This is a genomic window from Amycolatopsis ponsaeliensis (assembly GCF_030182635.1).
GTDB lineage: Bacteria > Actinomycetota > Actinomycetes > Mycobacteriales > Pseudonocardiaceae > Amycolatopsis > Amycolatopsis ponsaeliensis.
The window spans coordinates 22,160-44,273 of sequence record NZ_JAPZLD010000005.1 but is presented as its reverse complement, the minus strand read 5'-3'; the positions used below and the strand labels follow the sequence as shown (position 1 = coordinate 44,273).

16 protein-coding genes are annotated in these 22,114 nt (G+C 68.0%); 7 read left to right on the top strand and 9 right to left on the bottom strand.

What is annotated here, in order from left to right; genetic code table 11:
- Positions 1–70 precede the first annotated feature (70 nt).
- The 4 genes from QQ657_RS09105 to QQ657_RS09090 form a co-directional block, all read right to left on the bottom strand.
- Positions 71–2,599 carry a DEAD/DEAH box helicase gene (locus QQ657_RS09105; protein ID WP_284741667.1) on the bottom strand — a complete coding sequence of 843 codons (2,529 nt, stop codon included), beginning with the start codon at positions 2,597–2,599 and terminating at the stop codon, positions 71–73.
- Between the two features lie 394 nt (positions 2,600–2,993).
- A complete protein-coding gene (locus QQ657_RS09100) occupies positions 2,994–3,293 on the bottom strand; it encodes a hypothetical protein (protein WP_284741666.1) in 300 nt (99 codons plus the stop codon).
- A gap of 509 nt (positions 3,294–3,802) precedes the next feature.
- Positions 3,803–6,175, bottom strand: coding sequence for a LuxR C-terminal-related transcriptional regulator (locus tag QQ657_RS09095; protein WP_284741665.1), 2,373 nt, complete (start codon positions 6,173–6,175; stop codon positions 3,803–3,805).
- Between the two features lie 374 nt (positions 6,176–6,549).
- Entirely contained in the window at positions 6,550–7,767 is a 1,218-nt protein-coding gene (locus QQ657_RS09090; RefSeq protein WP_284741664.1) for a hypothetical protein, read from the bottom strand.
- A gap of 168 nt (positions 7,768–7,935) precedes the next feature.
- Between QQ657_RS09090 and QQ657_RS09085 the strand changes: the two genes are divergently transcribed.
- Complete coding sequence (locus tag QQ657_RS09085) at positions 7,936–9,315, top strand: hypothetical protein (RefSeq protein WP_284741663.1); 1,380 nt, start codon at positions 7,936–7,938, stop codon at positions 9,313–9,315.
- A 27-nt stretch (positions 9,316–9,342) separates the two neighbouring features.
- Positions 9,343–10,506, top strand: a complete 1,164-nt coding sequence (locus QQ657_RS09080; RefSeq protein ID WP_284741662.1) for a hypothetical protein — start codon at positions 9,343–9,345, stop codon at positions 10,504–10,506.
- 437 nt (positions 10,507–10,943) lie between these two features.
- Here QQ657_RS09080 and QQ657_RS09075 read toward each other — a convergent pair whose 3' ends face one another.
- The gene (locus QQ657_RS09075) at positions 10,944–11,237 is read right to left on the bottom strand and encodes a hypothetical protein (protein WP_284741661.1); all 294 of its coding nucleotides are present in this window, start codon (positions 11,235–11,237) and stop codon (positions 10,944–10,946) included.
- 315 nt (positions 11,238–11,552) lie between these two features.
- Here QQ657_RS09075 and QQ657_RS09070 point away from each other — a divergent pair, with 315 nt between their 5' ends.
- Positions 11,553–12,014 carry a hypothetical protein gene (locus QQ657_RS09070; protein ID WP_284741660.1) on the top strand — a complete coding sequence of 154 codons (462 nt, stop codon included), beginning with the start codon at positions 11,553–11,555 and terminating at the stop codon, positions 12,012–12,014.
- A 912-nt stretch (positions 12,015–12,926) separates the two neighbouring features.
- On the opposite strand, the gene QQ657_RS09065 is transcribed toward QQ657_RS09070, so the two are convergent.
- Both QQ657_RS09065 and QQ657_RS09060 read right to left on the bottom strand, forming a co-directional pair.
- On the bottom strand, positions 12,927–14,354 hold the full coding sequence (locus tag QQ657_RS09065; RefSeq protein WP_284741659.1) for an APC family permease: 1,428 nt from the start codon (positions 14,352–14,354) through the stop codon (positions 12,927–12,929).
- A 34-nt stretch (positions 14,355–14,388) separates the two neighbouring features.
- Complete coding sequence (locus QQ657_RS09060; RefSeq protein ID WP_284741658.1) at positions 14,389–15,000, bottom strand: GPP34 family phosphoprotein; 612 nt, start codon at positions 14,998–15,000, stop codon at positions 14,389–14,391.
- A 418-nt stretch (positions 15,001–15,418) separates the two neighbouring features.
- Between QQ657_RS09060 and QQ657_RS09055 the strand changes: the two genes are divergently transcribed.
- From QQ657_RS09055 to QQ657_RS09045, 3 genes are read left to right on the top strand one after another with little or no spacing between them, the layout of a single operon-like run.
- Positions 15,419–16,870 carry a helix-turn-helix domain-containing protein gene (locus QQ657_RS09055; protein WP_284741657.1) on the top strand — a complete coding sequence of 484 codons (1,452 nt, stop codon included), beginning with the start codon at positions 15,419–15,421 and terminating at the stop codon, positions 16,868–16,870.
- Positions 16,867–17,457: a GNAT family N-acetyltransferase gene (locus tag QQ657_RS09050; RefSeq protein WP_284741656.1), complete on the top strand. Its 591-nt coding sequence runs from the start codon at positions 16,867–16,869 to the stop codon at positions 17,455–17,457. The genes QQ657_RS09055 and QQ657_RS09050 overlap by 4 nt, the downstream gene beginning before the upstream one ends.
- Positions 17,458–17,472: 15 nt before the next feature.
- The gene (locus QQ657_RS09045) at positions 17,473–18,207 is read left to right on the top strand and encodes a hypothetical protein (RefSeq protein ID WP_284741655.1); all 735 of its coding nucleotides are present in this window, start codon (positions 17,473–17,475) and stop codon (positions 18,205–18,207) included.
- 42 nt (positions 18,208–18,249) lie between these two features.
- Here QQ657_RS09045 and QQ657_RS09040 read toward each other — a convergent pair whose 3' ends face one another.
- Both QQ657_RS09040 and QQ657_RS09035 read right to left on the bottom strand, forming a co-directional pair.
- Positions 18,250–18,711, bottom strand: coding sequence for an Imm1 family immunity protein (locus QQ657_RS09040; protein WP_091628557.1), 462 nt, complete (start codon positions 18,709–18,711; stop codon positions 18,250–18,252).
- Positions 18,711–21,059: a magnesium transporter gene (locus tag QQ657_RS09035; RefSeq protein ID WP_284741654.1), complete on the bottom strand. Its 2,349-nt coding sequence runs from the start codon at positions 21,057–21,059 to the stop codon at positions 18,711–18,713. The genes QQ657_RS09040 and QQ657_RS09035 overlap by 1 nt, the downstream gene beginning before the upstream one ends.
- Positions 21,060–21,416: 357 nt before the next feature.
- Between QQ657_RS09035 and QQ657_RS09030 the strand changes: the two genes are divergently transcribed.
- The gene (locus tag QQ657_RS09030; protein WP_284741653.1) at positions 21,417–22,055 is read left to right on the top strand and encodes a hypothetical protein; all 639 of its coding nucleotides are present in this window, start codon (positions 21,417–21,419) and stop codon (positions 22,053–22,055) included.
- The last annotated feature ends 59 nt before the right edge of the window (positions 22,056–22,114 follow it).

Below are 22,114 nucleotides of genomic sequence, written 5' to 3'. Positions count from 1 at the left end.
GATGGTTGTCCTCGGTGTGCGGGCTGTGCCGAAGGTCGGACGGGAGCAGCGGTTCAGGCTCGGTGGGTGATCAGCCTGGTGGGGCGGCGGCGCGGAACACCGGCTGCGGGATCGGCCGGGGGTTCCAGCGCATTCCGAGCGAGTCGAGCGCGGCGATCTGCTCGCCGGTGAGCGCGTCGGCCCGCCGTTGGATCCTGACGGCCTCCAGCCATGCGCCGAGGCGGCCGTCCGGGGTGTTCGGATCCGGGGCGATCGTGATGTGTCCGTGCTGCCGGCGGTAGTCGGCCAGGGCGGCGACGTGGTCCTCGAACGTCTCCGGCTCGTCGTGCCAGTGCATCCCGAGCGCGTCCAGCGATGCCTGGAACACCGGATGCGGTCCCTTCGGGGTGATCCAGTGCATCCCGAGCGCGTCCAGCGCGGCGATCTGGGCGTCGGTGAGCTTGTTCCTCTTGCGCTCGATCCGCACCGAGATCAGCCAGGATCCGAGGCGGCCGTCCGAGGTGTTCGGATCCGGGGCGATGGCGATGTGGCCGTGCCGGGCGTGGTACTCGGTCAGCGCCGCGACGTGGTCCTCAAACGTCTCCGGCTCGTCGTGCCAGCGCATCCCCAGCGCGTCCAGCGCAGCCTGTCGCGGCGGTTCCAGCTCACCGGCCGCGCGGCGGGCGCGCTGCTTGTCCAGCCAGCTCCGCAAGTCGACGCCCTCGACGCGCAGGGAGCGCACCGGCTCCAGATGCTGGTGCTGGTCGTGGAACGCGGTGGCGGCGCGCAGCCCGGCAGCCCACTCCGCGGCGCGCGGGTACAGGTCGAATCCGAGTTCGTCCAGGGCGGCGATGCGATCGGCGGCGAGGCGGCCCTGGCGGTGGGCGGTGCGGACGTTCTCGCACCACGCGCCGAGCTTGATGCCGTCGTCGGTGACGTGGCCGGCGTCGACGGTGGTGTGGCCGTGCTGGGCGTGGAACCGCTCGAGCGCGGCGTAGCTGTCCCACCAGGGGCTGCGGGCCGAGGAGATCATCCGGGCGGTGAGGTGGTGCAGGAAGGTGCCGTCGTCGTAGCCGGGCGGCAGTGTGACCAGCACATGTTCCAAGGGCTGCTGCTCGTCGTAGAAGTAACGCGCGTTGTTGCGGACGTGCTCGGCGCGGTCGATGGTGACACCGAGTTTGTCGTCGTGGGCGCGCAGGGCGCGCACGACCTGCCAGAGCAGGCGGTAGTCGGCGAGGTCGGTCTCGTCGAGGTCGCTGGGCTCGTCGGGCAGCAGGATCGGCACGAGGATGGTAGCGGTGCCGGTGCCGCCCGGGTCGCGACGCAGAGCGCGGCCGATGGCTTGCACGATGTCGGCCACGGATTGCTTGGGGTGGGTGAACACGATCCCGTCGATGGTCGGGACATCGACTCCTTCAGCCAGGCACCGCACGTTGGTGACGACGGTCCAGCCGTCCTCGGGTGGGTTAACCAGCAGCTGCAGGCGTTTCTCTCGTTCGGTGGTGCTCATGCCGCCGTCGACGTAGGAGGTGGTCAGGCGTGCGGTGGGCCGCATCGACTCCGGCAGGCCGGCGAGGGTGGCGTTCATGGTGCGGGCGAAGTCCGCGGCTTCATTGAGATAGCGGCAGAAGGTGAGCACCCGGCGCAGGCCGAACTGGGCCGCGGCTTTCGCTAGGACGGTCTGGACCATCGCGGTGTGCAGGGACGTCGTGGAGTTGCCGGCGACCGCGCCGCGCGGGAGCCCCGCCAGGTGTTCGCGGATTTCCTGACGTGTCGCGCCCATCACGACCAGGCGGTAGTCGTCGAGGTAGCCGTCGTCGATGGCGTCGGAGAATGGGTAGTCGTAGAGCACCGGGCCGAAGGTGGTCTCGTCGTCCATGCCGACCATTTGCTTGGCGAAGCGGCGGGGACCGTCGCGGCCTTCCCGGACCGCGCTTTCGCCGATGACCTTGGGGGTGGCGGTGGCGTAGAGGCGGCGGGTGGCCGGCAGGTGCTCGTCGTCGTGCACCAACGCGGTGTGCTTGTCGATGCGTCCGGCCGCTCGATGCGCCTCGTCGACGATCAGCAGTTCGGCAGCGGTCCCCGCGGCCTGCAGGGCGGCGCCGATGACGTGCGCCGAGCGGTGTGTGCCGACAATCAGCCGCAGTCCCGCTGTCGTCGGGGCACGAAGCCAGTCCGCGGCCACGGCGGGATCGGTGGTGACGGTCGCGGGCAGGTCGGCAACCGCGGTGGCCGAATCGGCGACGGTGTCGTCGCTGCAGACGGCCAGGGCGATGTGGTCGCTGTTGGTCGCAGACCACTCCCACAGGGTTTGGGCGACCAGGGCGACCGAGGGGCATGCGACGACCACCACTCCCCCGCTCGGGCAGAGCAGTTCGGCGGCGCGCTGGCACATGCGGGTCTTCCCGGTGCCGCAGGCGGCGCGCAGCTGTCCGCGGCCGCCGTCGCGCAGGCCCAGGACGATGCATTGAACCGCTTCCACCTGGTAGAGGCGGTCGCCGATCGTCGGGTGCCCGCTGGTGATGGCTTCGAGGGAGAACAGAGCATCGGCGGCATCGGCCGGTGGCGGGCTGGGGCGTGTCCCAGTTCTCGTGGAAGCGTTCGTCGGCGCTGGAACCACGGCTCCTTGATCGACTGACAGCGGGGCGCAGTAACGTTACTGAGTGCGCGTTACTGTACGCAAGGTGCAACTTCGCCGGGTCCGATCCGCCCTGGCCAGAGCAGGTCACCCCCGGGACGCGCGTCACCCATTCGCGTGAGTGATCGAGGTGACTGCGTTCGACAGGCGGCCGAGCGCGCGCCCAACTGCCGCGCGCGAAGCCGGACCATGAAGCACCGGCGCGACGTCACGTCCGCACCCCTGAAATCGTGGCCGCAATTGGAGGACGCGAAAACCCTGAGGCACCGCATTGACGGCAGCAGCAGATTTTTGCAGTCACGGAATAGACGGAATCGCGACGTTTACTGGCGGGTCATCGGAACCACCAAGGGGACGCTCACCCGTGCCGAAAATCTCAGAATGGCGGCTCTACATGCCGATCAGGGTCACTCGCAGCCGGGGAGAATTCCTGCGTCGGGTGCAGATTCCTGATCGCGTCGGTGAGGGTCGTTCCAATCCCCTCGGCGATCGAGCGGGCAGCCCGAGGGTTTTCTATCACCTCGCCGGTCTGATCTTCGGCGAAAATGGTGACAACGACGTGATCAGGGCTGTCGTCGGGCTCGTATTCGTGTCCGGGGCGAACTTTGTCACCTGGGAAATAGGTGACCTGGACGATATTCCCGCGGCGCTGCCACCAGCCGATCTCGGAATGCATGAGTGCCAACGTCCTGGGCCGGGTGCGAGTTGTCGTGACGAATCGTACCGGCGCGGCACGCGGCCACCACCGTCCCGGCTCGGGAGTCGCGCAGTACCCATGGAGCGGGGCATCGCGCCGGTCGATGCCACTGGCAAGCGGAACTCTCGTGATGCGCGCGGCGTAGCCGTGCTCGAGGGTCGCGACGCCCGGCGGATGCGTTCGAAATGCGCTGACCGGGTGACACCCGCAGCCGGGCGCGATCACCAGCCGTCACTACGTGGTGATGAAGTACGTGCTCGCCTACGTGAGTCCCCGGATGCCATTCGAGGGTGAGCGGCACAGACTGGACGCAGTCCTCGTACTGATCGGGGGAGGACGTGGTGACCGTCAGCCGCACGCTCGGCGACCTAAGTGTGCGGCTCGGAGACACTGCGGAACCGGGTGAGGACCTGGCCTGTGCAGGGCTCGAGTGGGCAAACTTTGCAGCACTGCACAGGCCAATCCCTTGCCGAGCGGCGAGGGCGGAACTACGTGGTTCCCCTCGCCGGGAAATTGCCCGGCGTCGCGACCCAGGCCGCGACCTGCTGCCGGTTGTTCAACCCGATCTTGGTGAGGATGTTGCTCACGTGCTTCTCCACCGTCCGTGCGGAGATGACGAGTTTGCTGGCGATGTCGGGGTTGCTCAGTCCCTCGGCGATCAGCTTCGCGATCTCCGTTTCCCGTCGCGACAGCGTCGCGCCCGCGCTCGAGGTCGACCGTGACGCGGCCTGCCGCGGATCGGGGGCCCGACGGTGCAAAGCCAGGGTGAGGGCCTCGTCCCAGGTGAGCAGGCTTCCCTGCCGATACGCAGCGGAGTACTGCTGCGGGGTCAGGACGCTGCGCACCAGCCGCTCGGCTACGGCTCGCTGTTCGGCGAACGTGCGCAGGCCGGACATCACGGCTCCGGTCAGCTTCCGCATCTGGTCGGCGGCGCCGAACAGCCAGGCCGCATACTCGAACTCGCCCATCGCCGCCGCTGCCCAAGCGAGTGCTTCCACACTCCACACCGGGCCCCACTGGTCGCCGATCGCCCGCTGCTGGCTCAGCGCGTCGCGCAACATGCGGGTCGCTCGCTGCCGGTTGCCGAACCTCAGTTCGGCGAATCCCGCCGCCCACCGAGCCCAGGAAATCGACCAGATTCCCCCGCTGGCCTCAGCTTTGTTCAGCAGGTCCTCGCTGGCCGGCAGCGCAGTGTCGCGATCGGTCAGGAAGCCGGCTGCCATGGTCGCGAACAGGTCCGCCATGTACGCGTCACCGTGCGCGCCGAGCCGCAGGAACAGGTCGCGCGCCTGCAGCAGCAACGCCACGGCGTCGGGGTGCGCATCGACCAGCCATCGCCGGATTCCTTCGGCGAAGCAAACAACGGCCTCCGCGAACCCGTTCTCGGCGCCGGGCCCGAGTTCGCGGTAGGTGCCGCGGATCGTGTCAGCGTCATCGTGCTCCCCCTGACACAGAGCCAGCCACGCGGCGCACGCCAGCGCGACGCGGCGCAGCTCGAGGTGACCCGCGCTGATCTGCTCAAGGCTCCGTCGCAGCCACATCCGCCCTTCGCCGATAGTGCCGTGGAAGAACCAGAATCGAACCCGCGACAGCGCGATCGCGACAGTGATCGCGGAGACCTCGGCGCCCGGCTCGCTCAGGCATCTGTCCATGAGCGCACGGATGTTGGGCAGGTCGGCCTTGAGCAGCGTCAGCAGTTCGATCTCACGGGAGGAGTACCAAGTCGTTGAGGCGTCGACCACGAGGTTCTCGTAGTAGACGCGGTGCCGCTGTCGCATTCGCGCGGTGTCGCCGAGTTCGTCGAGCCGCTCCTGGCCATATTCACGCACGGTATCCACGAGGGTGTACCTGGCGGAGCTTCGACTGTTGTCAACGGTGAGGATCGACTGTTGGTTCAGGCCGGCAAGGAGGTCGAGCACGTCGTCGGCGACAAAGCCGCCGCCGGCGCAGACGGCTTCGGCGGCATCCAGGTCGAAGCTGCCGGCGAACACCGAGAGCCGGGCCCACAGGGTGTGCTCGGCGTGCGAACAGAGCGCGTAGCTCCAGTCCACTGTGGCACGCAGAGTCTGGTGGTATGAGGGCACGACGCGGGGATCGCCACCGGTGAGCAGCCGGAAGCGATCGCTGAGTCGGCGCAGGATCTCTTGTGCCGAAAGGGTTTTCAGTCGCACGGCGGCCAGTTCGATCGCCAGCGGGATGCCGTCCAGGCGGCGGCATAGCCGGGCAAGGTCGCGCAGATTGTCGTCGGATACGGGGTATCCGGCGGCTGTGGCACGATCGACCAGCAGGCGGATGGCCTCGAACTCGGTGAGCACGGCGTGGCCGGACTCCAGCGTGTCCTCATCGGGCACCGAGAGCGGCGGAACCACGAAGACATGCTCGCCGTGCACGTTGAGATGGGCCCGGCTGGTGGCGATGATCTTAAGATTCGGCGCGACGCCCAGCAGCGTGCCAATGAGGACACCGACCGCGTCCACCAGGTGCTCGCAGTTGTCCAGGACGAGCAGCAGGCGCCGGTCCTGCAGGTGCTCGATGAGCGCATCCATGGGCGGCCGGGCGGATTGGTCGCGCACGCCCAAGGCCTCGGCAACAGCACTGGCAACCAGTTCCGGCTCGGCCAGCGCCGCCAGAGACACCAGGCGCACACCGCCCGGGAACGCCCGGCGCGATTCTTGCGCCAATCGCAGGGCGAGCCGGGTCTTGCCGACACCGCCGAAGCCGGTGAGCGTGAGCAGCCGGGCGTTCGACAGCAGCCGCTTGGCCTGCCCCAGCTCGTTCTTGCGCCCGACGAACGTGGTCACATCGGCAGGCAGCTGGCCTGCCGATGCGGCCGCGTCCCGAATCGAGCGCTGGGCGGACATGACTCCACATTAGGCCAACCGGCTGACAACAATAGGCCTTGTTCTCGCAGGTCACATGCCGAGTTCTCTTGTGCTGGCCCCCGATCTGGCCGTCACGCTGGGCACCTCGCGCGAATCCTCTGTGGAAGACACCCGAGCCCGTCCGTCGGCACCACAATGAAAGCGGACGCGCAAACAAGGCATGGCGCGGATTCGCCGACGAGAGCATCCACTTCGCCGGTCGGGCGCGTGTTCACCGATGCGCTGGTTCGAGCGCACCGTCCACTGTGGCGGCCAGGTAGTGACCGGATGCGCTTCTCCATGGTGGAGGGAGCGGCTCCATGCTCAGTCAGGCAATCGGCGTCACGGATGTTGCGGCTCATCGAACCGCGGCCTCATCCCCACCCGTCGTTCCGAGTTGGCGTAGAGTCCGCCGGCTCCGCGGCCGGGGCGTGGGGAATGGATGGAGTGCGGCGCCGTGCGCGTTCGCGGCTACCGGGCGGCTGCGCCTGATCATGGGCCTGCAGCTGAGCCTCGAGGTCCCGTAGTGCCTCTTCGGTGCCGGCGGGCTGGCGGTTGCGGGTCACTGCGAGCACGCGGCGCGCCGCGTCGGGGGTCTGGACGAGGACTCGCCATCCGCGGGTTGCGTCGGCGTCGTTGAGGATCCACAGGTCCTGGCGGGTTTCTTGGTCGGGGTAGAACCCGCGTGATCCGCGCAGGGCACCGCCGGCGGCCGCGCACGCGGAAGCCCACGCCGCGGCGTTGTCGCGCAGCCACGTCAGGGGCGCCAGGTCCGAGTCCAGGTGCTTACCCCAGCGCATGCCCAGCGTCCGCGGAGCCAGGCCGATCATCGAGCTGAGCGAGGACAGGCCGGCGCCGTCGACCAGGGCGTGCGCGGCGGTTCGCCGCTGATGCTGGTCGACGATCTCCAGCAGCAGCTGGCGGCTGGTCTCGGCGACGAGCAGCTGCACACGCGGGTCGTCGTGATGGGCGCTGCCGCCGACGAGCTCGGCCTGCACGGTGTCGATCATCCGTTCCAGGTCACGGCGTACCTTGCCGGATACGACATCAGTCTCCACCGCTGGTGGCACAGGTTGGCAATCTGCTTGCCGACCGGCTCCGGTCAGCCACATGTCCAGCCTCAGCCCGTTGAGGCCGACTTTGACGATGTAGTCGATCGCCTTGCGGCCTTTGTCGTAGGTGTCCGCGAGCTCGGGCTGCGCCAGCGCGAACCGGGCCATGTCCCACACCTGCTGATCGATCTTTCCGGGGAAGTCAGTGGTGCTGTGACTCATCAGCGCGTCCAGCGGCGGCTCCTTGACCATCGCCGGATGGGGCAGCACGAACGCCAGGAACGCCGCGACCTCCGCGGCATCGGTGCTTTCGCGCCGGAGTCGCAGCTGCGCGGTGTCCACCTCGGCCAGTCCGCGGGCCGCCGCGGTCGCGCGGCGGCGCATCGTGTCGATCGTCGGCCCGTCGCACCAGGTCAAATACCAGCCCGCGGTCTTGTGCGAGCTGTACTGGTCGTAGGTCGCCTCGACCCGGACGCCGGTCTTCACCTGCAGCATCCTGGCCAGCTTGCGGATCGCGCTGCTTCGGCTCACCTCGTCCACCTTGCCGGGTGGCAGCTGATTTGCCAACTATCCTGAGCTGGGCATACAGCGTGTCATGCCGCGTGCTTCGGCGAGGCAAGGCCGGCGAAAACCGTGAGGTTCGGGCTGGGCTGCAGGCCGTAGGGTTACCAGCCTCGGCGAGAGCCGGAGGCCGGAGAGGGGACAGCGGTGGCGGTTGATCTGGAAACGCTCGTCGCGCAGGTGTGGAGCCCGGAAGTGCGGCCGCTCGCCGCCGAGGCGTGGCGGTGTTACAACGCAGGCGCGATCCGATCGAGCATCGCTGCGACCTGGTCGGCGGTCAGTGCGGACATCATCGTCAAGCTGATCCGGCTGGCCGACGAGGGCGACAAGAAGGCCGAGCCGTTCCGCAAGGACGTCACCGACGCTCAGGCAAAAGGACTGACGGGCGAGGGGGTGCGCGCCATGCAGCGGATCGAGGCGTCGCTGGTGGACAAGGCCGTGGAGTTCGAGCTGGTCGACACCGTCGGCAAGCGGGAGCTGGACCGGATCCGGGAGGATCGTCACCTGTGCGCACATCCGTCGCTGCGCGCGGCCGGGGAGGTCTACAACCCAAGGCCAGAGATCGCCCGCGGGCATCTCGCCGCCGCGTTGACCACGTTGCTGATCCACCCGCCGACGCAGGGTGGCACGCTGCTGGAGGAGTTCAAGAACTACATCTGCGACCCGCTCTTCGTACCGTCTCTCCCGCACATCCAGGCCACCTTCCACGACCGGGTCCGGGACGCCACGCGCACGACGATCATCAAGGTCGCCGCGAAGGCGGCGATGCTCGAGCTCGACCCAGACGGGCGGATGCCCGCTGCCGCGCACGCCGATCGAATGGCGGTCGCGCTGCTCGCATTTGCTGATCGCGCGCGCGAGGTGGTGCGCGATGCCGTCGGCGACACCCGGGAGCGCTTCGCGCTGCTCGACGCCGCCACCCAACTGCGCGTGCTGGTTCGGATGGCCGACCAGGACTACTTCTGGACCTCGGTGGACCAGGCCCTGTCCGACCGGTTCCAAAACCTGCTCAACGTCCCTATCTCGGTCGGCGAGTTCGATCCACTGCCAGCCGAGGTCGCCCTCAGCCTGGGGCTGGTCGGCAGCGCCTACGCGCGAGCCCGGCTGCCGATCCTGCAGGCCCGATTCGACGGTCTCAGCATGCATCACCAGATGGCCGTCATCGCCGCCCGGCCGAACGGCTTCTTCGTGCCGAAGATCATCGAGTTCTTGCGGGCCGCGGGAAGCTGGCGCACCGGCGAACAGGTCGGACGGCTGGTCGTCCAGCATGCCTCATGTCTCACGCCCGAGACGCTGCAGCAGGTACTCACCTCGTGGTTCGACAACAGCGAGTGCCGGCTCGCGGCAGCCATGCCGGAGCTGGCGGTCCAGCTTTTCCATACGACCGCGTACCTGGGGTCAGTCCGCGGTGGTGCGTTCGTTGACTTCGTGACCAAGTGCCGGGCGTCCGAGGGTGAGGGCGACTTCTACAGCTACCCAGCGCTGGAGACCACGTTGCGGACCGCGGGGTTCATGCCGGCCAGTTAGCCGACAGGCTCGGTGAGGATTGGGGGCATGGGTGCGATCGTGCCAGGCGGGCTAAGCCTCCCGTGCCAGGTGCGTCCGCGTCGTCGCCGACGGCCCGCGATACTGGGGCGTCCGCCGGATCCCCAGCCCGAGGAGTTCATCGTGACCGAGTCCGCCGGCCGCCGCTTCGACGACGCCACGGAGGCGCTACGGCACGGACTGCGGACCGGCGAGCGGCAGTACCCGTTCGTCCTCCTCGACGGCGCTCCCCTGTCCGGCGTCACACGGTCGATGTATGAAGCCGTGCGCCGTCACCCCGACGCCCTCCTCATCCACACCTGGACAGCCCTCGACGTGGCAGCAGCCGTGAACTCCCCCGCCGCGCTGACGGACTTCGACGAGCGGCTCGACCCCACCCAGCCGAGCCTGATCTGGCTTGACGACCTCTCCCCGGCTGATCTGCTGCTGCTCACCCCGGGTGTCCTGGACGCGGTGTCCCACCGCGCGCTCATCATCGCCAGCATCAACACCAGCTGGGTGGACCGGATCCTCGCCGACCGATCCCCGGTCACCGCCAACGGCCGGGTCGTGCTGCTCGAGTACGCCGCTCGTGTCACCGTCTCATTCGAACTGGAACACCACGTGCGCAAGCAGCTGAGTGCTCAGCGACCTGACCTGGACTTCAGCACCAGCGTGGGCGAAGCGTTCGTCGGCGGCAATGTCCTGCTGCAGCGCTACAAGTCCGCAGGCGCCGCAGCAGCCGACGGCCGCATGCTCGTCGAAGCCGCAAGCGACGCCCGCCGCGCGGGTCTGCACCGCGGTGTCCGCGAGACCGAGCTGAAGAACCTGCTCCCCCGCTCCAGCGTCGCTCCCCGAGGACAGCGTCGGTTCGCCAGCGCACTGGAGTGGGCGACATTGGCGCCCGCTGGCGCCAGCAGCGGAATTCTGTTTTCCGGCAAGGAAAAGGACACGTGGCAGGTGATGAGCTACGTCGCCGCGGCCGACGATGGCAGTCGCGGCAATCCGACGCGGCCGATCTACGACCAGACCTGGGACGCGATCATCACGACGGTCCCCGCAGCCGATGCGCTCCAGGTCGGGGTGAGCGCGCACCTGCGGGGTCGCGCCGATGTGGCAGAGAAGGCTTTCCGACGTGCGGCCGGTGCTGATCACCCGGTCGTGGCGGCTCGGGCCGCCGCCTTCCTGACCTGATCGGGCAGGTCACGCGCGGACATCCGAGCCTGGCAAGGCTGCTCGTCGTCAGACGCGGGTCTGCCCTGTCCGCGTTCTGCGCTCGACCTGGGAGATCCGGTGGCCCAGGGTGGCGGACAGGCTGCCCAGGTCGCCGGTGATGCTGCGCCGTATTCGCCTCGGTTGATGAGCATGCTGACGGCCTGGACTTGGTCGAAGCCGTCCAGGGTTTGAAGATCGGCCAATTCGACCTCGGCGATCTTGCGTCGAAACTGCTGGAGCGCCGCCACACCATGCCCGGCGCTCCAGCTCAGCGAACAGGACTGGGTCGACCGGACGCTCCTTCCTGACTCTGCGCCTTGCGGAGGCTGCAGGCGGGTACCACAGGCTTGGTATTCAAGCGAGGATCCGAGGAGCGAGGATGCGCATCTGGGTTGCCCAGCTAGCGCCTGAGCTCATCAGGCGTGGCCGGCGGCGGGCCCGTCATCGGCATCGTCGTCCGACGATGCCGGAATGAGCCACGGTGGGAACAGAATCTCGGTCGCCTCCGGATCCAGCGCACGACGGCGCTCGTTGCGGACTGCGATCTGCTCGGCGAGCAGCCTGGTCTGCGGCTTGGACAGCTGCAGTCGCGGTGGCGGCGAGGATCCCTGGTTCGCTCGGCGGGTGCGCGCCACCAGCAGGACGACGATCGCGGCCGGAAGCGCGGCGACGGTCATCAGTGTCGCCAGAACCCACGATGCCATCGTCACGCCTGCATCCACGCTGCGCGACGCCGCGCGGCCCGGGGCGCGAATACGCAGGCCTGGCAGGCGTGGAATTCAGTACGTGGTCTGGGCATGTTCGTCGATTTCAGGAGCGGCGGAGCCACGCTGTTCGAGGCCGGGGGCCTCCGTGATGGCCGGGCGGTGTAGTCGGGGTGTTCACCGGACCCCGATGACAGTAACGTTACTGACGGCGCGTTACTGGATCAACCTCCTGGTGCTCACGACCGGGTGGAGAAGCGGTCATCAGTGGTCGCTCCGCAGGAGCGAGAGCGCCCAGCACGTACCCGAAGGAGCCCTGTCGTGCAGCTCAGCCTCCCCGACGACCTCGCCATGCTGATCCAGTACACGGCGGCACGGTCCGGCAGCGACCCGCGGCAGTGGGTGTGCGCCATCCTGCGTCGGCATCTCGACTCGCTGGCTCACGCTGGAACACCGATGCCCGAGACCCTTGATGACGCCACGCTGGTGCTCATCGTCCTGGCACGCTCGGACCTGCTCGATGACCAGGACAACTACATCGCCCACCGCGACGTGTTCGACCTGGTGGTCGAGCGGCTTGCCTGGCCGAACAACGAGCAGAGCGAGACTCGGCTGACATCCGCGTTGAGGACAGTCTCCGTGCACCAGACCGGTGCCTGGGCTCCCAGCCTGCATGGGCCGGGCAGGACGGTCGCGGCGTATTCGGTGCAGGCATTGCTGCACGCGATGACCTATCCGGACCCACCCGGTCGCCGCCTGCGCCTCGTGGGTCCGGTCGATTAACGAACGGACCACGCCGCATTTGTCGTGACCCAATGGGTTTGCTCGCGTCCACTGTGGATTTCTTTCCGAGCTGGCCGGGTTCATCGTGGCCCTGGGACGCTCCCGGAAGCAGTGGGCGATGTTGTGTGAACAACGCTGGGGCAGACGGTGCGGCGGCGGCCAGGCGCTGGTGGATCCAGGCGATGTCGCGTGGTCCGAGGCGGGTGGCGATGCCGATGGAGGCGACGTCCGGGTTGCCGCCTCGCGAAATGACGCCAGTGATGATCGGCACTAGTGGACGGTCGAGCAGGCGTGGTCACGAGACGAGTCCTTTGCGGATCCGGGAATATTTTGCGGCGCAATGCATCAGACACCGGCTAATGACGAGCATCGGGTCGTGTCAGACGAAAGAGACGTGGCCGCAGCCAGATGGCTGCGGCCACGCCTTCGGTGTCCACGCGACCCGCAGCGTCCACGTCGGACGCCGCGCCATCGGCTACCCGGACACGCGGTGAGGCAAGTACCTCGCCTGATCCCGGGTTTCTCAACCGGCGGCGCGCGTGCACGGCGGGTCCCGCGTTACCCCCGGGTCGGCGTCGGCCTGGCTCCCTGGTGAAGTCCGGCGCCGACCCGAGCATGGCTACGCCGCGTCGTAGGTGAACGTCCGGAAGGACGCGGCGTCGCTGTAGGCCGTGGCGACGGTCAGCGCTGTCGCCGCCCGGCCTGCCTCACGAGGTCTCGTGCGCCTGGGTGTTCGTGTCGTGGAGTTCAAGGAACCTCATTTTCCTTCATCACTGGGTTTCCCGGCGTGGGCCGGGACCTGGTTGGCATCTCGACGATGCTCGACGATCTGGGGCGTGGGCAAAGGGAGCAGGCGCATCGACTTCAGCAATTTGTCCATAGTGGACGCTGCTCTCTTTGTCACCGCGCTGGCTACAGGCGCGTTCTTGTTGTTGCGGTGCCGAGTCCGGCGACGCGGCGGTAGAGTTCGGTCCGTCGCCGCATCAGCAGTGCCCACACGGTCGCGATGACCAGGACGACGACGTACCCCGCGAGAACTGTTGCGGGCAGCCACGACTCCGGCCCGACGCCGAGCGCGGCCGAGGGGCGCGACAGCACGAGCAGGGCTAGAAAGGTCAGCAGGACGCTTGCGGTGATGCTGGAGGTGCCGATCCGGCGGCGTCGAGTGCGCGCGGCGGGCGACTCCCGATCCGACCGGGTGACGCACTGGGCGGTGACGGACAGGGCCGTGACTGCGAGCAGGACGAGGATGCCGACGGTTCCGCTGACGAGGGTCACCCGCGAGAACGTCAGCACGTCCATGCCGGTGGCGGTCGCGGTGCCGATCGCCGCGAACCCGAGCAGGGTCTGGACGGCGGTCGCGATGACGGGCCGGTGGCGGCGGGTACTGGTTGTCCCGAGTACAGCTGGTGCCGCGGCATCGCGTCCGAGTTGGACGGCGTACGCCGTTGCCGCGTTGTGCAGGGCGACGGTCGCAGCGGCGGCGCTGGCGGCGACGATCCCCCAGCCCGCGATCAGCGGGCCAGCACTGGGTGTCGCCGCGTCCGCGACGTCGCTCTTGGCCGCGGAACTGAGTGCGATCGTGGTCCCCGCGGTCAGCACGATGAGCAAGCCGAGCGTGGTGACGCCGGCTCTGGTGATCCCGCGGTGCCCGGCACGGCAGGAGCTGACGTACATGACGCTGATTTCCACTCCGGCGAAGACAGCGGCGCCCAGGATCAGTGGCGCCGGTCCTGTCGCTTCGGCCGCCTGGTCGCCGAGCAGGGTGTGTGGGAGCGAGCCGCTGAGGGCGAGGAAGACCATGGCGGCGATCTGGAGCGCGGCAACGATGCCGAGAACGGCCCGCACGGCCGCCAGGCGCCAGGCTCCGACGGTGCCGGCGACCAGAATGACGGTTGTGGCACCGATCTGCCACGGCATCGCGTCACCGCCACCGTCGGCGGCCACCGCGGTCGACACGGCGTGCCCGGCCATCCCGGCCATTCCCGCCGCCAAGGCCGTGTAGGCGGCGACCGCGATCCACCCCGCGGTGATTCCCGGCAGACGCCCGAGGCCGTGCGCCACGACGGTGTAGAACCCTGTCGGGACTCCGGCATCGGTCAGGGTGCGCGCTGCCGCGAGGTAGCCGACGCCCTGCAGCATCACCAGCGCACCGACGATCACGACGACGATCGCGAAGCCGGCCGTCGCGGCGCCGCCGGTGGTGAACGTGATGACTTTGGCGGCGGGCGCGGCCGCGCTCACCGTGATCACGACGACGCCGGCGGCCGAGATCCGGTGGCGTCCGGCACCCAGGCGCACGGAACCGGCGGTGCCGGGCGGGCGGGGTGATGAGTGCATGACAGGGAAAGCTCCCGGGCGGAGGGGTTGTGGATCAGAGGGCGGTGGCGTGCACGTGGAGCGCGAGGGCGGCGACGGAGAGGATCGCCGTGACCTGCGGTGCGGGTTCGGTGGCGTTCAAGCGCGCGGTCGTGGTGTTGCTCAGCATCAGGTCCGTGCTCTCGTCGTCGAGGTTCAGGAGGGTCAGCAGCCGCCACAGAGACGCCGCGGTGGTGTCGATGGGGTCGTGGTCTGCGGCCGCGGTCAGGTAGAGGTGCGGACGGCGGATCGCGCGCAGTCCGACGAAGTCGAACCGTGGGCGGCGATGGCATCGCGTGTGCCGAGGTTGTGCGTCGCCCCGGTGGGCCAGCCGCATCCACACCAGCGGTGTCACGGTGTCGGCCAGGACGTAAAGACTGTCGGTCACCGATCGGGGCTGCGCTATCCGGCGAAGATCGTGCACGACCCGGTGCGACAGCGGGTCATCGCCGGGGTTTCCGGCGATGATGCGAACGCATCCTGGCGGTTCGATGCGGATGCGTTTCTCGATCGTGAGGTCAATGAGGACCGCTGCGGCGAGCGTCAGCTCCATGGTGGCTCGATCGCGCACAACGGGGTCGAGCTGGATGTCCCCGGCGTGGTTCGCCGCGAGGAGCAGATCGGCCACCTGTGGCCGGTCCTTCGGCGGGTAAGCGCGGGACGAAGCGCTCTTCGTGGGGTCGAAGGGCACTCCGTCCCGGCTCCGCCCGGCCGCGGGGAAACCGGACGCGGTGGAGGCCGGCATGCCGCGCGGGGCGGGAATTGCGTCGCGGCTGTCCTGAGGTCGCGGCTCCGCCGCGGCTGGACCGACGCGTTCGGACGCGTTGAGCTCGTCGTCGACGGTGCCCGGGTGGTGCATTGCGGTGGTGACCTGCAACGGTGGTGCGCTCCCCTCGGGCAACGGGTGACGGAAAATGACCTACAGCGAGTAGCGGGGGCTTAGCCTGTCGGAATGTGACGACCGCGGGAATGGCTCGCTGGTGCCGCCGTGGTGCCGCGACGAGCCATGGCCCGTTATTGATCGGTTATCTGATACAGGTGTGGGCATGGTGCAGGTTCGACAATGGACAGGGCGTGAAGCGGCGCTTCTGCGGCAGGCGATGCGTATGTCGATCCGCGAGTTCGCCGCGAAACTGGACGTCGGCGTCAGGACCGTGAACCGGTGGGAAGCCCGGGGCGTCACCGTGTGCCCGGTGCCGGAGTCGCAGCAAATCCTCGACGCGACGTTGGGACTGGTCGGCGAGGAGGTGCGCGAGCGCTTCCTGCAGGGTCATCGCGCGGCTCAGCTCGAAGCCGGCATTCCTGCCGTCGCCGTTGACACGAGGCGCCCCTTGGCCGTACAGCTGGGGGACTCGGCTGACGCCCTGGACGGTTCGCCAGCCGACACGGTTGGCAGGATCGAGGAGTTCACGGCGAAGGACATGGCGACCAGGCGCTCGGTGCTGCTGGGCCTGTCGCTGCTGACCGGCGAGCAGCTCGTGAAGCAAGTGCAGCAGTGGACGGCGTCGCTGCCTCTGGTGCAGGTACCGACGGACCGCTTGGGTGATGACGAACTGGCCGGGCTGGAGCAGTCGGTGGTGTTTTTCCGCCGCTGGGACGCGGCCGGAAACGGTGGCCTGCATCGGAAAGCCGTCGTCGGTCAGCTCAACGCCGTCGCCGAGGCGGTCAGTCAGTCTGCTTCGCCGGCCACGCGCCGGCGTCTGCTGCAGGTGGTGGCGGAGTTGGCGCAGCTGGCTGGCTGGATGACCTACGACACCGGCGCGTTCGGCCTCGCGCAGCGGTATTACCTGTTCGCTCTCGACGCTTGCCGTCACGTCGAGGCGGCCGACCTCGGCGCCAAGATCGTCGGCGACATGACGCAGATGTCCACCGCTCTGGGCCGATACGACGACAGCGTGTCCCTGGTCCGGACAGCCGCGGCCCGCCTTCCGCGCAACGCCAGCGCGCTGGTCCGCTCGGAACTGCTCGGTCTGGAAGCCCGCGCCTGCGCGCAGCTGGGTCCCGCGCAGGCGTCAGCGGCGCTGCGCGCGGTGGATGCCTGCGTCGAGACGTTCGAGGGCGCCTCGACCCGGGATCGGCCGGACTGGGTGCACTACCTCGATCAGGCCGAGGTCGAGTGTCTGGCGGCCAACGCCTACACCGAGCTCGCCCTGGTCGACACCCGTCCCGCGCGCGCCGCGACATACGCAGGTCGCGCGGAGCAGCACGTCATCAACACTGTGCGTGCCCGGGAGGGTAGCTACCTGCGCAGCCGCATTCTCGACGACCTGCGGCTGGGCAGAATCCGCCTCGCGCAGCAGGAGCCGGCCGAAGCGGCCATGATCGGCCTGCGCGCGGTGCAGCAAGCGCAGGGGATGAGGTCGACCGTGGTGACCAAGTGGCTGACCGGTCTCGCCGGCCCGTTGAACCTTCGCTACGGCAGTGTGGCCGAAGTGTCGGAATTCATCGACGCCCTGACCGCCTACATTCAGTCGGTCACGGCGAAAGGGGTGCTGTGACGTCCTCTGCTGGTGACACGTTCGTGCGGATCGACCGGGCCGGTGAGCGTGCCGCGGAGCTGGCCCCGGCTCTCACCGCGATCTACTCGGAGGTGTACGCCGAACCGCCCTATCTCTGGGGAGAAGAGCACACGTCGATGTTCGTCCGGTGGTTCGCCGGCCAGCGGGTGGCACCGGGATTCGATCTTGTGGTCGCGCGCGCGGACGACGAGATCGTCGGATTCGCCTTCGGTGTCACCCTGCGGCCCGACACGCCGTGGTGGAGCACCGTCACCACACCGGTGGACGCCGAGCTGGTCACCGAAACCCCTGGCCGAACCTTCGCCCTGGTCGAGCTGCTGGTCCTCCACCCGTGGCGACGGCGTGGAGTGGGCCAGCGTCTGCACGACCAGCTCCTCGAGGGCCGGAGCGAGCAGCGAGCCACGTTGACCGTGCTGCCCGAGGCGGAGCCGGCGCAACGCGCCTACCGGGCGTGGGGCTGGAGGCTTGTGGCCCAGAAGACAAATCCGCTGCCCGGCGCCCCGACCTTCGACGTGATGATCAAGCCGCTGTCGCCGCGTGGCTCGCAGGGCCCGCGACCCGCGTGACGCTATCGTCGGCGCATGGGCAAGGGGAACCGCAACCGGCGTGACCGTGACGATCGGCCGAAGCCGCAGCCGCAGCCGCAGCAAGTCGCCGGGATGGCCGCCGATGAGCCGATGCCGGAGCGAGATGCCCCCGGAGGGAAGGGACGCTGGGCGCAGCGGGTGCTGGATCAGACCCTGCACGCGACGCTGTTCCTGCTGAACTACGTCGCGTTCGTCGACCAGGGCGGGTTCGACGTTCCGGTGACGGAAGCGCGGAGGGAAGACGAAACCCAGCAGGACTACGAAAACCGCCGTGATGTGACGCGGATGCTGAAGGAAACTGAGGCCGCGGCTGGCAGCTGGGCTGAACTCTGCGTCGACGAGCTGCGCAACATCAAGCCTTCCGACGCCGGCGAGGTCGCGAAGATCATCCTCGGTGAGGGCATCGAGTGGTGCCGGCAATCGTCATTCGACCCGCGCCCTTCGGACATGGTGGCAGGTGCGCGTTCGCTGCTGCAGCACCTGTGCTCGGCCGAGCACAAGCTCGACGCCGTGGCATCGATGATGACCATCGTGGATGCGGTGACCAAGGGTCGCCAGTTACCGATCGACGAGATCGCCCCGTTGAACCCCATCGGCACGATCCACGCCGCGGCCGCGCTCACCGGGCACCTCTTCGCCCAAGCCGAATGTGTCCCGGACCGCGCCGCGACTCAGCGGGAGCTGATCGACAAGGGCAAGCAGTGCGCCGACTCTCTGTCCGGCCGCTGAACTGGCACCGAGGAAAGGTCGAGCGGTGCGGGGCCCGTGGATCTACTCCGGAATCCAGGCACCGTCCATATAGCTATCGGGTTCGCCCGGAAGACGCGGGGGGCTGGGTTCAGCCATCCATTGCACGGTGACAGGCTGCCGATGGGAAGCGTAGTACTCCGCAACCGTGGCATACACCAGATTTATGGGCACCTCACTGCGAGGCGGCCGAGGAGCTTCATAGCCCTTGATGTCACGATAACTGGCGAGGTCCTCGTTCATCCCAACCGTCGGCACGAATGACTCCCGCGGTGTTGACCAGACAAGTGAACCGACTGCGCCGCGAACGCCGACACGCAGACCTTCTGTGGCGTCGGGCCCGACGTTCAGCCTCCAGAATCGGCCCCCCGTCATGTCCGGATCTTCCAGCTTCTCGTTTTCTGCCCGCAAGGTCCGCAAGAGCGCATCAAGATCGGCGACTTGAGTGATGTCGTATTCGACAGCCTCAGGCAAGACGTCATCCATCAGAACTCAGCATCCCTTTCGTAGTGACGTTCGACGGGCTCGTGGCCCTTGTCCTCGTCAGTACCATACACCGTAACCGAAAAAGGCAGCGTTCGAGAGACTTCTTGCAGCATTTTGTCACAGTAGTGGCACGGCTTGTTGTTGACCACAATGACGACATTATCGGGACGCTCCCACGGGTGCATCTGACTTACTTTTATCGAGAGCATAGCCAGTAGTTTTATCTCCACATGCGCCGCAGATATTTCCTTGTCGTCTTTTGACACTGTGTCCGGGAGACGCTGAAGGTTTACCCATTCTAAGACAGCCTTGTACCTCTGCCGCTCCTCCCACGGGTCCCGGTCGTAATAAACGGCATCTCGCCCACCTTCTCCCGAAAGGACGAGATCCCAATTGGGGTATCTAGTCGTGAATCCGTGGGATTTCTCGCGCGGCGCGCGGGGAGGAAGGTGTTGTACCCTGTCCCCCGCCTCCGCAAAATAGCGAAATCCCCCTCCGCCTTCGATAATTCTCCGGTCGCCGCTTCCGTCGGGCGAACCCGGAGGCGGCGGGTCTCCCGGTGGCGGGGTCGATCCGCCACCTCCGCCGCCTCCGATGGCGGCAGTGCGCCCCCCTGCAGGTGTGGCACCGTAGGCGCCGAGTTGAGTTCGTGGTCTTTGAGGATTCTGGGACGCCAGGGCGAACTCAGGCTGTCTCCCCCCAGCGAATCTGGACAGCTCCCACGGGGTCGGGGCGTACCCGTCGGCGGCCAGTCTCTGTCGAGGAACCAGCAGCAGGTGTGCCTGCTGTTCTGGGCGACCGATGGCGTCCTGCGGGTTTGACCCCAGTGCCTCGGCGAGCGCGTTCGGGTATCGCTGCAGTGTCTCCAGCAAGCTCGGCGCTGCCGCCGGCCAACGAAGTCGCCTGCGAAGGAATAGCAGAGCCAGCCTTCCTTGGCCGGGGATCCCGACGGCCTTGGCGGCGAGGCTGGCGGGCAGGTGGATCATCTGCCACAGGCGGCGCAGCGGACGACCCATCACGATGAGGACCGTCGTAACCATGGCGGCGATGAGGATCTGCACCCAGACCGACAGGGTGGTGTCCGCCGCGAGCAGCGCCTGGATCACGACGGAGTGCACGCCCGCCAGGACGGAGATCACGACGAGGTGGAAGCCGACGGTGCCGGCGATTTTCACCACGGCGCGCAGGACATCGGGCTTGAGCAGCGCGACCAGGCCGATGAGGGGCGCGGTGAGGATGAACAGCCTAATGAGTACCTGGGCGGCGAGGACGGCGGCGTTGGCTAGCAGCGGGAAGCTCGACATGCTGGCGGCTTCGGCGAGGGAGAGCAGTCCGGCGCCTGTGCGCGAGCCGGCCTCGCCGGTGAAGTAGCCGGTTGCCGGGCCGAGTTTCGTCGAAATGTCCTTGTATGCGGCCTTTTTCGCATCAACAGCCTGCTGGTTGCCTTCCGAGCCGTCGCGCAGCTGTGTCCAGGTGAACGCCTGCGCGTCGAGCAGTGGACGGCCGAACTGGCCGGCTTGTGGAGCGGTGGGACTGCCGAACTCGCCGCGGAGCCAGCTGTCGTAGATGACGTGCTCGTGCAGCGCGGTGGGCAGCGCGTCGCGGGCGGCGGGATCGTTTTCCTGTTCGGTGAAGCCGTTCTTGATGTTCGTGGTGGTCGCCACGATGGCGTGGTCGATGGGTCCGAGGTAGGCCAGCATCGCGATGGAGGACGCGGCGATCCAGGCGCCGGCGAGCCCGTAGAGCGCGCGCTTGCTGACCGCGGCGAAGTCGCCTTTCCAAATCCGAGGCACCAGGGCGAGGGACAGCAGGAGCGCGGCGAGGGCGAACAGCTGGGTGTAGATGTTGGTGAACGTCTTGTCCGCGCCGGATTTCACCGCGCTGTAGATGGGTGTGAGCAGCGACCCGTCCGCCACCATGTAGTGCAGGGAGTTGGTGGTGCCGACGATCCCTTTGCTGATGTCGAGCAGCTGCCCGCCGGCCCAGGTGTCGAAGCCGAGCGATGGGCTGGTCAGCCCCGACAGCGGGCCGCAGTCGGTCTCGTAGGTGTTCCACACCAGCCCGGCGTAGCCGTAGTCGGCGTAGGGACTGCCGCTGGTCCCGTGCGCGGCCGGGTCGAGGGCGCCGACCAAGCCCGATCCAGGCCGTTGCGGGTTCGGCGCCTCCCCGCACGCCGCGGCGACGGCGGGCAGGGCAGTGGCCAACAGGTGGACAGCCAGGAGGCCAGCAACGGCGATGACGCTCCAGGCCCGGCGCAAATTCGGCATCCGCGCGGAGTGGGGAGTTCGGCGCCGACACTGGCGTCGCGCGGTGAGCACGCCCAGCACGATCGCCAGCAGCAGAATCATCCGGGCGGCCCCGGCTGCCGAACACGGCCGACCAGGTCGGCCGTGCGGGTGCGCGGTTGAGGATCCCGCGTTCGCGTAGTGGCACTGCCCCGCTCTACCACCGCGACGCGGTGTTCGCGCCGCCGTACTGTCCGGCTGGCCTGGCGATTTCGCGCATGGTGGTGGGACCCCTCCCCCGGCGACTGCTCACTGTCGGTGCCCTCTCGACCTCAGAGAGGTTACGTCCAAATGGTCGTACTGTGAAGGGATCACCAGCGACCGCCCATGCACCGTCTCGCGCGAGCGTGCCGACCGGCATGGGCCTCTCCCGCTAGCGGCCGGACCGGTCAGCGTCGACACTGCCGGTAGCGTGGCGTGGTGAATCAGGCACAGACGGCTCTCATCAGCGCGGTCACCGCGGCCCTGGTGACGATGCTGATCGAGTTCGCGGCGAAGCCCCGGCTGGAGGCACGCAAGGACCGGGTTCTCGAGCTGCATCGCGAGCGGCGCAAGTTGATGGCGAAACTGGTGGTCCTGCCGTACGAGACCCGGCATGTCGTGCTGCTTGCGAGCCCTGGTCTGGCGTGGGGGATGGGAAAGGTCGCGTTAGAGGATGCCGGTGAAGTCACCGGCGGGCTGCAAGCTGATCTCGCCAAGCTCGGCGACCTGCTGAGCACTCGTCAGCGCGATTTGGTGGGGCGGTTGCTCGGCCTCGTCGACGCTCGGCTCATGACGTTGAGCTACCTGGTGCTGCTGCATGAAACGTCGGGGGTCATCGCGGAGGAAAGCGCACGCCGTCCCCTGGCTGCCCAGCTTCCGATGGCCGAAGAATTCCACCGCCACTACTTCGGCGTGGTCGAGTGCCTCGCCGGCAGCTACACGATTCTCGCGTTGAGCAGGTGGAGGCCGTGGTCCTACGCCCGCACCGTCGCCGCCTGGACCCGGAAACTGGACGCGGAGAACGCCGAGATGCAGGCGTCCGCGCAGACCAGTGATCATTCGTCGCCCGCTGAGTGATCATCAGTGGCTCGCGGATCAACCGACCGCTGTCCGGTCCGCCGACGCCAACTTCCTGT

Coding starts and splice junctions, on each gene's coding strand:
- QQ657_RS09100 (WP_284741666.1), bottom strand. CDS start 3,293: ATGCATTCCGAGATCGGCTGGTGGCAGCGCCGCGGGAATATCGTCCAG.
- QQ657_RS09080 (WP_284741662.1), top strand. CDS start 9,343: ATGGGTGCGATCGTGCCAGGCGGGCTAAGCCTCCCGTGCCAGGTGCGT.
- QQ657_RS09065 (WP_284741659.1), bottom strand. CDS start 14,354: ATGCACTCATCACCCCGCCCGCCCGGCACCGCCGGTTCCGTGCGCCTG.
- QQ657_RS09055 (WP_284741657.1), top strand. CDS start 15,419: ATGGTGCAGGTTCGACAATGGACAGGGCGTGAAGCGGCGCTTCTGCGG.
- QQ657_RS09040 (WP_091628557.1), bottom strand. CDS start 18,711: ATGGATGACGTCTTGCCTGAGGCTGTCGAATACGACATCACTCAAGTC.
- QQ657_RS09045 (WP_284741655.1), top strand. CDS start 17,473: ATGGGCAAGGGGAACCGCAACCGGCGTGACCGTGACGATCGGCCGAAG.
- QQ657_RS09035 (WP_284741654.1), bottom strand. CDS start 21,059: ATGATTCTGCTGCTGGCGATCGTGCTGGGCGTGCTCACCGCGCGACGC.
- QQ657_RS09095 (WP_284741665.1), bottom strand. CDS start 6,175: ATGTCCGCCCAGCGCTCGATTCGGGACGCGGCCGCATCGGCAGGCCAG.